Below are 12,648 nucleotides of genomic sequence, written 5' to 3' on the forward strand. Positions count from 1 at the left end.
GCGAAGAAGGGTTTCCGCTTACATTTTTTATCGTCTGTCATGAGGAGTTTTGTCTATTTATTAAGCGCATATAGGTCAAATAGCGACCATTTTATGAGATTAATCGCCGGTTTGCGAAGCAGGGCAATGCGGAGAATATCCCTTGTTGCTGGTTTTTTTGGGGCAGGGGAGTTTTTCCGGGCCAGAAGGTTTTGGAGGAACGCCGTTACGTGATCCTATGGGGATAGAAGAACGCTACTGGTTTAAGACGAGGAATGAAAACTGGCAGTAAAACGGGCCAGAAGATTCTGGCCCGTCATCAGGGAATCACAATCAGAACTGGTAGACCAGACCGGTAGCAACAATGTTGTCGGTGCTGGTGCCGCTAGCGCGGGTAAAGTCATTTTTGTCCAACAGATTGATTTTGTAGTCAACGTAGGTGGACATGTTTTTGTTGAAGTAGTAAGACGTGCCGATATCCAGATATTTCACGACCTTCTGCGTACCGTAGTTAGCGACGTTTTTTGCTTCAGATTGTACGTAGGCAATGGACGGGCGCAGGCCGAAATCGAATTGGTACTGTGCAACGACTTCCAGATTCTGTGCTTTATCGGCAAAACCATAAATTTCACTGGTTTTGTTGCCGATGCGGTTAGCGTTGTAGCTCTGGGTATACATTGCTGCCAGATAGACATTGTTCGCGTCATATTTCAGACCGGCGCTATATGCCTCTGCGTTGCTTCCGCGGCCCAGAATAGCGGCATTGTTGGCACCATTTTGCTCACTGGTACGCTTGGAAGAGAAGTAAGCACCCGCTGCGCTCACGCCATAACCCAAGTCGTAAGTGGCAGACATACCGTAGCCATCACCGTTTTGTGCCTGAACATCGCGGCCATTGTTGGTTTCTGTGGCACTGCCGTTTTTGCCCTGATACTGGACAGCCACATTCAGGCCATCGACCAGACCAAAGAAATCGCTATTGCGGTAGGTCAATAAGCCGTTGCTGCGCTGGAACAGGAAGTTGTCAGCGCCATAGGTATCACCACCGAACTCTGGCAGAACGTCAGTCCAGGAAGAGACGTCGTACATTACGCCGTAGTTACGACCATAATCCAGTGAACCGTAGTTGGCGAATTTCAAACCAGCGAAACCGACACGGGTAAAGTTATTGTTGGCTTCGTTTTCAGCCTGATTCAGATTTGCCTGATATTCCCACTCGCCGTAACCGGTCAACTGATCGCTGATTTGGGTTTCACCACGCAGGCCAAAACGCATGTAAGACTGATCGCCATCAACATTCTTATCACTTGAGAAATAGTGAAGGCCGTCAACTTTACCGAACAAATCCAACTTGTTACCGTCTTTATTGTAAATTTCAGCAGCGCCTGCTGAGGTTGCCATCAGTAAAGCCGGGACTGCCAGAGAAAGTACGCGAAGTTTCATTATCAATATCCTCGTTAAGATTAAATTTTTCATAACTATTAGAATTTTTTAACAGCGTTTGGCATAAGCACTCTAAAATTCTTGATTACGTAAGCCCAACGCTGCTGGGGGTGAAAAATAAAACATTTAGGAAAGGTTGGGCAAGGGAAATATCCAGCAATAAAGTTTCGTTTAAATTCCGTTTAGGAAAAGCTTCTTTATGAAGTAAACTTCTGAATTAAACAAACATCTCTATAAAATATTATTTGTTTTTTTATTTTCTGCGTGACCACGCATGCGCGCAATACCATGTTTTGTTTTTTATTTATTGGTTGTTTTTCAGCGCGTTATGCGGGGTTTGTTTGCCTGAGGCTGAGGTGTTATTTAAATGTAGAGTGATGGCTGCTGAAATTAAATTACCAATGTAATAGCTCATTTAGACTATGTTTAATAATCATGTGGTAGAGCATCTGTAATATTCCCCACATCGATTTTCATTGGCTGGGAAATTAAAACCGCGGTATAAATCAGTGCACAAAGAAGTGAGTGGATAACCCTTTACGTACAATACTCCTCATGACTACCATGGATGTAATTCATCGTATTTGAGAGCTCTGTATCTAAACCAGTAGCCACCTCGTAAAAAAGCGATTGCATAGATCACCCTCGAAGACATGTAATGGCCTGTAAGCAGAACAGCGATCATTGCCTGACTGAATGGTGAATTCGCAGTGCTATCGATTTTTAACCACACTGCTGCGGGTACTGATTTTTGGTAAAGAACCTTTCGCCCTGCTTTACATCCGGTTTTTCTATTATTGCTCATGATTGCAGCAATTAACTGTTACTAATCAACCACCCGCGTATATTTACCCTATTTTCATTACTGGTAAATGACCTTTGCCTCATTTGGTGATAAAATATACACCCTTCGTTTCACAATGGCTTTAAAATCGAGGACATCATGGATACCGTCACTGGCAAAATCATCAAAACCCCTAAACGTGTGAAAAACGACGCAGGTCGTGCAATGGTGGTAGCAACTATTCAGGTTGAAACCCAAAAGCGCAGCGCTTACCCAATGCGTGTCATTGGCTTTGATCTGCAGGCGCTTGAGTTGATGTTGTGCCACTATGGCCAGCGTCTGACCGTTAGCGGTTCCACGCAATACAGTCAGGGTTATGAGATGACCGCCGTTCAAATCGGTGCCTGATCTTCAGTTCCGAAAATTCTTTTATCTTTACCTTTAAATCGTGTCAGAACCACTCGCCGGGCTTTTTGCCCGGGTTCTGCTCGGGTTGGGCTTTCTGATAAATACCGGGCTTTCTGTATTTTTTATCCGCAAACACCTGCTGGCTCACTATTGCATTGCCTGAATTAATGATAGGTTGATTATTATCAATCAGGTTGCAGGGTCTATATGAAAAATCTAGTCGCAGATTTGCTGATAAAACTCTCCAGGATTGAAGTGGATGCGAAAGATCTGACTGCTCAGGTAGAAGCGCAGGCGTTGGTTATTGCTGGCATCATTTTGGTTCTCGATAAAGAACTGGCGGATAATGTGTCCAGCACCATCAATAATGCCATTGTTTCTGCTGTAGATGAGTCATCTGAAGACATCATGACGTCGGATGTTGAGCTTCTGCACGAACACATAGATCGTTTGTTTTCTTTGCCTCGCATCGTGGAAAAAAACACCTGATTCTCTGCCGCCTCGATGTCCTGCATTGGGGCGGCAAAGTGTTCCATAACGACTTCACGGTGGGTACGGCTTAGGTAACGAAAAATAAATGCAATTCGCCATCAAGGTTTATGCCGGTTCTCTGCCCTGACTTCTGTCAGTTCGCTGAGCGGGTGCATGGAAATACCGCTGCCTCCCCAGTCAACCATTGCCCAGGGATGTCGCTCTTTAGAAATTAGCGAGACCACTCGCCCGGTAATTTCACCTGTCGCGTGTTTGACCAACGAATTGATAGTAATCGCCATGTTTACCTCTGCTTGATTTGCATAACAAGGCTTTCTCAATAGCCTGCAATTACGAAATATCCTACGTCAGTCCCGGCAAGAAAAATTAACATACTGCAATATTTTGTCGATGTGGCGTCCCCTTTCTTTTGAATCTACGCTTGTTGCCAGTCAGATGCCAGAATTCCAAAATAGGAAATATCTTCAAGATGTCCCTTGATGTTCAGGTGCTGACGACGCTCTCCCTCAAACTGCATTCCACAGTTAATCATCACGTTGGCTGAGGCTTTATTTTTGCTCAGGCAGTGGCCGTCAACCCGATTGAGTTCAAGGGAGGTAAAGGCATGATTAATCATGACCATAACGGCTTCGCAGCAATAACCCTGTTGCCAAAAGTCTGTTCCCAACCAATAACCCAACTCTGCTCGGCGATGAAAAGAGGAGATGTCTGAAAGGCTGACTGCACCAATTAAAGTTTGGCACTCTTTGAGTTCTATCGCCAATGCCAACAAACGGCATTCCCTGTAAGCCTGTTGATGGCTGGCAATCCAGCGTGCGGCCAAACCATTCGGATAAGGGTGGGGTATGCGTGCTGTCATGCTGGATACCACCCGATTACCAGCCAGCAATTCTACACGCGGCGCATCCGCAGTGTTGAAAGGTCTCAGGGTCAGTCTGGATGTTTGTAATATAGGCATGCTCATAGTTGTAGGTATCCTTACTCATAGCTAATGAGACGTGTCTCGGGTTGAAGCACTATAAATAAATAGCACCGACTTCGAGAAAATAGCAGCGTCACAAAAAATAACAACAGATTGATTACTGTGAGAAAGCTTGAGTATAGGTGTTCAATTGCCGGTTGCCGCAATTTTAAGTTCTGGCAACATGTTTTGTGGTGATAAAAGTGGTGGTGCATGAGTTCTAATCGGGTGGGGGCTTGATATCAGTCGAATACGCTGACGCTATGGCTGGTAAAAGATCGTTGATTCAGACATAGTTTCTTAATCAGACATGGTTTTTTGATCAAACATAGTCTCCCAGGCAGATTCATCTGAGTCACTTTTCTAACGCTGGTGAGCCCTGCGTTTATTACATGCTTACTGAATGGAGAACCTTCGATGTCCTACAGTGTAAAGAGAATTGCCCTCTATACGGTTGCCGCTATCGCTATTCTGGTTGCCGTGGGATGGCTGACCTATACGGTTGTTTATTCAATGGCGCCTTAAAATGAGGCCCCCATTAGGAAGCCTCGGACGATCTCATCATGCCGTGATGGATTTAGCGTCCTCCACGGCGCTACGCAGGCGTGCTTTCATATCACTATAGGATTGCTGGGCATAGTTTTCCGCCCAGCGCTGATCGGCGATCTGCTCCAGTTTTACCGCGCAATATTTGGTTTCTGGCGTTTTGGAGATCGGATCGAGATTTTCCTGCGTCAGTTCATTACATGCGCCAATCCACCATTGATACGTCATGTATACCGCGCCGATATTGATACGCTCGTTAAAGTTGGCACGGCTGATGACTTTGCCTCGGCGTGAACTGACCCAAACCAATTGCTGATCGCGGATACCCAACGCTTCACCATCCTGCGGATGAATCTGCACAAATCCAGGTTCATCGGCCAGGCTTTGCAATGCCGCACAATTACCGGTCATCGAGCGGCAGGAATAGTGGCCGACCTCACGCACGGTGCACAGCACCAGCGGGTAACTGGCATCAGGGGTTTCGGCAGGCGCACGCCATTCGGTGGCGAAAAGCTGGCCCTTGCCGGAAGGGGTGTCGAACTTATTGTCTTTGTACAAATAGGGCGTGCCGGGATGATCAAGCGTTGGGCAAGGCCACTGAATATGGCCCAGCGTGCCCATTTTTTCATAGGTTACGCCATAGAACAGCGGACACAACTCACGCATCTCATTCCAGATCTCTTCGTTATCCTTATAGTGCATCGGATAACCGAGTTCGGTTGCCAACAGACTGATGATTTCCCAGTCACGCTTAACGTCGTATTGGGCTTCAACGGCTTTTTCAAAGCGTTGGAAACCGCGATCTGCGCAGGAGAAGACACCGCCGTGCTCACCCCAGGAGGTTGACGGTAAAATGACGTCGGCCTGCTCGGCGGTTTTGGTCATGAAAATGTCCTGAACCACCACGAACTCCAACTCTTCGAAGGCACCGCGCACCAGGCTCAAATCAGCCTCGGTCTGTAAGGGATCCTCACCCATGATGTAGTAGGCTTTGACTTTGCCTTCATGGACCAGATGCGGGACCTCGGTGATGCGGTAACCAATATCGGGATCCATTTTGTCAGCGTCGATACCCCAGGCTTTGGCGAATTTTGCACGGATAGCAGGATCGGTAACCGATTGGTAGCCGGGAAACTCGTTGGGCAGTACACCCATATCGCAGGCGCCCTGCACGTTATTCTGACCGCGAACCGGGCCGACGCCGACGTTGGCGCGGCCAAGATTGCCGGTCAACAATGCCAGGCTTGCCAGCCCTTTTACTACATCCACAGCCTGGCCAAACTGGGTCACGCCCATACCCCACATGATGGTGGCGGAGGGGGCGCTGGCATAGGTGCGCATTGCCTGACGAATTTGCTGCGCGCTGACGCCTGTCAGATGCTCAACATCTTCCGGTGCATATTTCGCGACCTGCTGGCAGTAAGCGTCGAAACCTTCGGTGTATTTCGATACATAGTCACGATCGTAGAGATTTTCTTCGATCAGTACGTGACCGAAGGCATTCACCAGCGTCATGTTACAACCGTTTTTAATCTGCAAATGCTGATCGGCGATGCGCGCAGTTTCAATGCGGCGTGGATCGCAGACAATAATCTGCGCCCCTTTCTCTTTGGCTTTAATCACCCGGCGGGCGACGATCGGGTGTGAATCGGCGCAGTTATAGCCAAACACCAGCAGGCATTTCGAATTTTCAATATCGCCAATCGAGTTGCTCATCGCCCCATTTCCCAACGCAGTTTGCAGGCCAGCGACGGAAGGGCCATGGCAAACGCGGGCGCAGCAGTCGACATTATTGTTACCGATGACCGCGCGGGCGAATTTCTGCATGACGAAGTTGGTTTCATTGCCGGTACCGCGTGAAGAACCGGTATGCATGATCGAACGCGCACCGTATTTTTGCTTAATCTCTTTCAGGCGGGCTGCGGTGTATTTAATGGCGACGTCCCAACTGACCGCTTCAAATTTCCCCCCCTTTTCACGGCGGATCATTGGTTGGGTCAGGCGCGGGGTCAACAGTTTGGTATCGTTGAGAAAATCCCAGCCATAATAGCCTTTCAGGCACAGTTCTCCCTGATTGGTGACGCCGTTGGCCGCTTCGGCACGGATAATCTTGCCGTTATCGACAACCAGATTCATTTTGCAGCCAGCCCCACAATATGGGCAGACGGTAGTGATTTTTTTCATGTGTTCCACTCCCCTAAAGTACCTTGGGTATTAATAGCGTTAAAACATCAGTGACGAGGTGGTGTCGAGCGCGGCACGACGGCGTTTTTCCGCGTTCATTTCCTGCAACAGGTTGCGATCAACGCAGTGCAACGCATTGGTTGGGCAGGTTTCCATGCAGGCTGGGCCGTTTTCCCGTCCACTGCACAGGTCGCATTTGTGCGCCTCGGCTTTTTCGGTGGTGGACGTCATGACCGCCCCGTTTTGACGAATGACCGGCCGGGTGACGACTTCCATTGCGCCATACGGACAGGCGACGACGCAGGTTTTACAGCCAATGCAGCGCTCCTGCATCACCAACACCATGTCATCCTGGCGGCTGATTGCGCCGTTGGGACAAACGTTGGCGCACGGTGCATCCTCACACTGGCGGCACAGCACGGCGGTACTGACATTGACGCCTTTGATGACATGCAGGCGGGGGGCAAAATTTGCCGAAGTAAGCGCTGAAATATCCTGATCGCTGCTATGGGCCATCACGCATGCGATTTCGCAAGTGCGGCAACCAATGCATTTATTGGGATCAGCGATGATGAACCGGTTCATCATGGTCTCCTGGTTCTTATGTTGTAAGACAGAGGCCGGGTAAGGGGCCTTGCTCAGATTGCATTCCACCTGCAGCTATACATAATCCGTGCCAGTCGTAAGGGTGATTTTTTTATCAAGGGTTACAAAGGGTTGTGGATATAGTAGCGAGTGATGGCTGAGCGGTGACATGGCGACGGTCACCGTCTCGACATGACATCGACACATTTGACGAGTGTCAGGAAGTGGTAGGGTGAGTAAATTCCAGCAAAGTGGGAGCGCTCTGTGTTTCTGATCGGGGAATGAGAGTATTGCAAATAGCCGCCTTCGAGGCGGCTGAAAGAGAGAGGTTTACTGTATGGCGGTTATAGAGAGTCTGGCTCCGCAGGCTGCGGCATAGCGTTCCAATGTCCGCATACTGGCACCGAGAGGATTACCTTCCAGGCGATTAATTGCCGGAGGTTTGATACCTAAGCGTTCAGCTAGCTCGGCCTTGGTAAGTCCGGCTTTTTCCCTCATTTCAAACAAAAGTTGAACCAGTTCCAACTCTTTGTCTGCTTCATCATAAGCTTGTTGTACTTCTGGATTTTGTAGGGCTTTTGCTTTTAATTCGTCAAAAGATACGCTTTTCATTCAGTTAACTCCCGCAAGCGCAAGCGCGCTATTGCTATCTCTTTTGATGGAGTTGCTGGCGTTTTCTTAATAAAAGCCCGCAAAAGGTAAATACGTTCGCCATAAGCATAAGCGTACAACGTTCGGGCTATATCTTTTCCACCAACACGAAGTTCAAATAATCCGCCACCGATGACTTTACTGTGAGGGAGTCGTAAGTTGTTTCCCTCAAATTTTAGACGCTCGATCAATTTGATCATCTGTCCCAGCAATATAGGTGGCAAGCTCAAAATCTCCTGCTCGGCGTCCTCGTGTACAATAACTTCGAACATATCACCTCCCTCAATTGAAGGCGATGCTAACGAGCAGTTAATATTAACGCAATAGTTAATATTAACTTTTAAAGTAAAATTAATCTATATGTGAACGTATTTTATATCAGGAAAATATCCGGTTTTTATCAAGATTTTCTCAACCGTCTGTTGCAGCTATCTACACGTTCCGGCTACACCGACTTCAAGCCGCATAAACCCCCCATCTTCTTGCCAGTTGGGGAGATGCGCGTAGATTTCCGCGACGGCGGTTTTAACTTTTTCGCTCAGCGGGTAGTAGAACGCGACAACATCGGGTTGGATGCCGATGAATGTGACGTCCGGGACATCCTCCCGCAATTGCTGAATCAGCCAGGTGAGCGGCATGTTGTGGGTGGTCATGATAAACATCTCCGCAATGTCATTTTCATCGACAACGCGGATCTCACCAACCGGGAGCCCCATTTCAGTGGCATCGACAATCACCAGCCGCTGGGGCCGGAGTTCGCGGATAAAACCGATATCATTCTCCGGTGCAGCACCGCCATCAATGACCTCCCAGCCAGCGACGGGATTGGCGGCACACAGCTCGGCCAGCAGCGGGCCAGCACCGTCGTCGCCCATCATGCAGTTTCCCACACACAACAGAACATTCGTCGCGCGGGAGGGCGCTGCGTGCTCAGACATTGCGTACTCAGGCATTTCGTATTTAGACATTCCGTGTTCAGGCATAGTGCCTCCTTACCATCAGATAAATTGCCGGTTCGTTCTCAATACTCTGCAACAGGCCGATCAGCTTCTCGCTCCAGGATTTCTGCTCTTCACTCATGTGCACCATCGATTTCGCCAGTGCGCTGGCCAGCAGATGGGTATGGCTGCTGTCGATGCAGATCTCGCCGAAACGCTGCACGCCTTCCAGTTTTCGCCGCGCCTGACCCCCGGCGGGAAGCAGCTCAATCCACTGCTGGAAGCCATCGAGTGGACACTCCAGTTGCGACTTGAGGCAATCGATCACCCCCAGATGATGACCCATGGCGAGGCTGTAATAGATCACTTCCTGCGCCTTGGCAGGCGTGCGTGCCTGATCTTTTTTCTCCTGAACAAACTTGCGGCTCAACGAGTAAAACACCACCCGATGGAGGGTAATTGGCGGGTAATCTGTCGTGAGTTGGCTCATAAACGCTGCTCCCCCTTGGCGACGTCCAGATAGATCTGCTGCAAATTCCCCACAATTTCACTCAGGCGCAGATCGTTTTGCTGCGCAAGATAATGGGCGATCCGTTCGGTGACGGGCCGTTCTTCGTTTTCTGCGACAATCTGCATAAATCGATCGGCGATTTGGCGGCCATAGCGATAACCCGCCATACGCCGCGCTTCGCGATCCAGTAATACGCGCAACTGTTGTGGAATGGCCGGATGCAGGATCGCGGCACGTTGACCCACCGTTTCATCGTGTTGCTGCCCTTTGATTTTTTGATCAAGCAGGCCGAGCGCCATCGCGAAACCGTAGATAGTGGCTGCGGGCGTAGGCGGGCAACCGGGGATATAGACGTCGACCGGGACGATTTTGTCGGTGCCGCCCCATACGCAATAGAGATCGTGGAAAATCCCGCCGCTATTGCCGCATGCGCCGTAAGAGATACAGATTTTTGGGTCGGGCGCAGATTCCCAGGCGCGGATCGCCGGGATGCGCATGGCACGCGTCATCGCGCCGGTAAACAGCAAAATATCGGCGTGTCTCGGAGAAGGAACAACTTTGATACCGAAGCGTTCTGCATCAAACAGCGGTGAAATAGCGGCAAAAATCTCGATTTCGCAGCCGTTGCAGCCGCCGCAGTCCACGCGGTAGACATAGGCGGATCGGCGAATATCTTTCAGCAGCGTTTTTTTCAGTTGCGCGATGTGCTCATCAACCGTAATCGGTATGGGAAGACCATTCTCGTCACGCGGTCCAATCAGGGTCTGGTTCATTATTGAGCTTCCCTATTTAAATAACGACCAACATCAATGCGGCGGGAGTGGGTCAGATTCTGTTGTTGTTTGCAGGACGGACAGGTTTCAAACTGGGCGCGCCGGGTCTCGGCCTGGGATTCGCTCAAATTGCCACTCTGTTGCAGCAGCGCCATGGCGTAGTCGATCTCTTTCTGCGGCGCGTATGGCTTACCGCATTCGCGGCAGTGACAGATGCTGAAATCGGCGCGCTCATAGAGATCTTCCTTGCGCCATACCGCCAGTTCGAACTCCTGGGATAAACGTATTGCCGTCGTCGGGCAGACCTCTTCGCAGCGGGCGCAAAAAATGCAGCGCCCGAGGAAAAACGACCAGCGGATAGTGCCGTTTTCGCTGTCTGTTGCCATCGTCAGCGCGTTCGACGGGCAGGCGTTGGCACAAGCACCACAAGCAATGCACTGGTGGGGGTCGTAAACCGGTTTCCCCCGGAAATTGGGATCGACGTACAACGGGCTGGCCGGGTACGCCACGGTCTGGTTGCCGGTCTTCAGCACTTTTTTGATCAGTTTAAACATCTGAAAGCTCTCTGTTGTAACGGCGGGAATTCCCCACCTCAACCTAAAACGCCGCTGTATTGACAGCGGGATTCGTTACAGCGGGGAATTTTTCCGCTCTATGCCGTAACGCTCGATCTCTTTATAAGGCACGATAATCTGGCTGCGTTTGCGCACATCAATCACCGTGACCCGGTCGGTACAGGAGTAACAGGGATCGAGACTGCCAATGATCAGCGGGGCATCCGATACCGTGTTACCACGCAGCATGTAGCGCAGTGTTGGCCAGTTGGCGTACGTGGCCGCGCGGCAACGCCAGCGGAACAATTTTTGGTTATCGCCGGTCATGCTCCAATGGATGTCGTCACCGCGTGGCGCCTCGGCAAAACCCAGGGCAAATTTGTGTGGGATATAGGTGAAACCTTCTACCGCGAGCGGGCCGCCGGGCAGGTTTTGCAAGCCAAATTCGATGATATCCAGCGAGTTGAAGACTTCATGAATTCGCACTTTCAGCCGTGAAAATACGTCGCACCCGGTTTCGCTGCACAATTCGACCGGCAAGTGGGCATAACCTGCAAAAGGGTGATCGATACGGGTATCGCGCCGGTGTCCGCTGCCGCGAATCATCGGGCCAACGTTGCTGAAATCGCGAGCCACCTGTGGATCGAGCCGCCCAATGCCGACGCTGCGCTGCTCGGTGTTGGGCGTACCCAGCAGAATATCGACCAGATCGCGCAACTCTGCGCGCATCTCGCCGGAGAGCGCGATAGTCTGCAACATATCCTGTTTGAGGATATCCCGGCGGATGCCGCCAATCAGGTTCAATCCATAGGTTTTGCGCGCACCGGTCAGGATTTCGGCCATTTTCATCGATTTTTCCCGCACGCGGAAAAACTGCATGAATCCGGAGTCGAAGCCGACAAAGTGGCAGGCCAGCCCGAGGTTCAGGAGATGGCTGTGCAGGCGTTCAACTTCCAGCAGCACCGAACGGATCATCTGTGCCCGCGCCGGGACGTCAATACCCAGCGCATTTTCAACTGAAGAGGTGTACGCCACGCTGTGGGTAAACCCGCAGATGCCGCACACCCGGTCCGAGAGGAAAGTGACTTCGTTGTAGCCCATGCGCGTTTCCGCCAGTTTTTCCATACCACGATGGACATAAAACAGGCGGTAATCGGCGTCGATAATATCCTCACCGTCAACGAACAGGCGAAAATGTCCGGGCTCATCAGACGTGATGTGCAGAGGGCCAATCGGCACAATGCTGCTGGCTTTTCCCGACTCATTGAGGAAGGGATAGGTTTCCACATCCGTGGTCGGTGCCGGACGCTGACGATAGTCCATGGCATCTTTTCGCAGCGGAAAGAGATCGTCCGGCCAGTCATCGGGCAGCACCAGCCGACGCTCATCCGGCAATCCTACCGGGCGCAGGCCGTACATATCACGCACTTCCCGCTCGCCCCATACTGCCGCTGGAACACGCGGCGTGACGGAAGGGAATTCCAGTGATATCGGGTCCACTTCTGCCCGCACGGTGATCCAGCATTTGACGCCTTGCTCCATTGACAATACATAATAGAGGGCATAATTACCGCACAGCGTGCGTTCGTCGTTGCCAAAAAGTACTGACAGCCAGCCGCCCTGTTGGTAATAGAGCCACTCAACCACCTCAGGCAGCGCATTCAGTTTAATGGTGACCGTGAGCTGTTCATGGGTCTGCCAACTCTCGTCAAGAATGCTGGACGGAAACTTTTCTTGCAACGCAGCCAGATATTCCGTGCCTACGCGGTCTTTATTCATATCACTCATGACTAACGTCCCCTGAAATAGATCGTCTGAAATAGATCGCCAGAAAAATCG

14 protein-coding genes are annotated in these 12,648 nt (G+C 50.6%); 2 read left to right on the top strand and 12 right to left on the bottom strand.

Annotated features, from left to right (window positions below; all coding sequences use genetic code 11):
• Positions 1–312: 312 nt before the first annotated feature.
• The gene (gene ompC / locus DRI82_RS01380; protein ID WP_114191711.1) at positions 313–1,422 is read right to left on the bottom strand and encodes a porin OmpC; all 1,110 of its coding nucleotides are present in this window, start codon (positions 1,420–1,422) and stop codon (positions 313–315) included.
• A gap of 943 nt (positions 1,423–2,365) precedes the next feature.
• On the opposite strand from ompC, the gene DRI82_RS01385 reads away from it, so the two are divergent.
• Together DRI82_RS01385 and iraP are read left to right on the top strand one after the other, a co-directional pair.
• Complete coding sequence (locus DRI82_RS01385; RefSeq protein WP_114191712.1) at positions 2,366–2,614, top strand: hypothetical protein; 249 nt, start codon at positions 2,366–2,368, stop codon at positions 2,612–2,614.
• Positions 2,615–2,821: 207 nt separating this feature from the next.
• Entirely contained in the window at positions 2,822–3,103 is a 282-nt protein-coding gene (gene iraP / locus DRI82_RS01390; RefSeq protein ID WP_114191713.1) for an anti-adapter protein IraP, read from the top strand.
• Positions 3,104–3,204: 101 nt separating this feature from the next.
• Here the strand turns inward: iraP and DRI82_RS23730 are convergent, their stop codons facing one another.
• From DRI82_RS23730 to DRI82_RS01440, 11 genes are all read right to left on the bottom strand, one after another.
• On the bottom strand, positions 3,205–3,387 hold the full coding sequence (locus DRI82_RS23730; protein WP_157967994.1) for a hypothetical protein: 183 nt from the start codon (positions 3,385–3,387) through the stop codon (positions 3,205–3,207).
• A 134-nt stretch (positions 3,388–3,521) separates the two neighbouring features.
• A complete protein-coding gene (locus tag DRI82_RS01395) occupies positions 3,522–4,070 on the bottom strand; it encodes a GNAT family N-acetyltransferase (RefSeq protein ID WP_114191714.1) in 549 nt (182 codons plus the stop codon).
• 558 nt (positions 4,071–4,628) lie between these two features.
• Positions 4,629–6,797, bottom strand: a complete 2,169-nt coding sequence (fdhF, locus tag DRI82_RS01400; RefSeq protein ID WP_114191715.1) for a formate dehydrogenase subunit alpha — start codon at positions 6,795–6,797, stop codon at positions 4,629–4,631.
• A gap of 39 nt (positions 6,798–6,836) precedes the next feature.
• Positions 6,837–7,382 carry an electron transport protein HydN gene (gene hydN, locus DRI82_RS01405; protein ID WP_114191716.1) on the bottom strand — a complete coding sequence of 182 codons (546 nt, stop codon included), beginning with the start codon at positions 7,380–7,382 and terminating at the stop codon, positions 6,837–6,839.
• Between the two features lie 330 nt (positions 7,383–7,712).
• The gene (locus DRI82_RS01410) at positions 7,713–7,994 is read right to left on the bottom strand and encodes a helix-turn-helix domain-containing protein (protein ID WP_114191717.1); all 282 of its coding nucleotides are present in this window, start codon (positions 7,992–7,994) and stop codon (positions 7,713–7,715) included.
• Positions 7,991–8,305, bottom strand: a complete 315-nt coding sequence (locus DRI82_RS01415; RefSeq protein WP_114191718.1) for a type II toxin-antitoxin system RelE/ParE family toxin — start codon at positions 8,303–8,305, stop codon at positions 7,991–7,993. Before DRI82_RS01415 ends, DRI82_RS01410 begins: the two co-directional genes overlap by 4 nt.
• Before the next feature lie 156 nt (positions 8,306–8,461).
• Positions 8,462–8,971 carry a hydrogenase maturation peptidase HycI gene (hycI, locus tag DRI82_RS01420; protein WP_114192001.1) on the bottom strand — a complete coding sequence of 170 codons (510 nt, stop codon included), beginning with the start codon at positions 8,969–8,971 and terminating at the stop codon, positions 8,462–8,464.
• Between the two features lie 37 nt (positions 8,972–9,008).
• Positions 9,009–9,461, bottom strand: a complete 453-nt coding sequence (locus tag DRI82_RS01425; RefSeq protein ID WP_114191719.1) for a formate hydrogenlyase maturation HycH family protein — start codon at positions 9,459–9,461, stop codon at positions 9,009–9,011.
• On the bottom strand, positions 9,458–10,255 hold the full coding sequence (locus tag DRI82_RS01430) for an NADH-quinone oxidoreductase subunit B family protein (protein ID WP_114191720.1): 798 nt from the start codon (positions 10,253–10,255) through the stop codon (positions 9,458–9,460). Before DRI82_RS01430 ends, DRI82_RS01425 begins: the two co-directional genes overlap by 4 nt.
• Positions 10,255–10,809 carry a formate hydrogenlyase complex iron-sulfur subunit gene (locus DRI82_RS01435; protein WP_114191721.1) on the bottom strand — a complete coding sequence of 185 codons (555 nt, stop codon included), beginning with the start codon at positions 10,807–10,809 and terminating at the stop codon, positions 10,255–10,257. Before DRI82_RS01435 ends, DRI82_RS01430 begins: the two co-directional genes overlap by 1 nt.
• A 75-nt stretch (positions 10,810–10,884) precedes the next feature.
• Positions 10,885–12,588, bottom strand: a complete 1,704-nt coding sequence (locus DRI82_RS01440; protein WP_114192002.1) for a hydrogenase large subunit — start codon at positions 12,586–12,588, stop codon at positions 10,885–10,887.
• Positions 12,589–12,648 lie beyond the last annotated feature (60 nt).

This window comes from Edaphovirga cremea (assembly GCF_003332275.1).
GTDB lineage: Bacteria > Pseudomonadota > Gammaproteobacteria > Enterobacterales > Enterobacteriaceae > Edaphovirga > Edaphovirga cremea.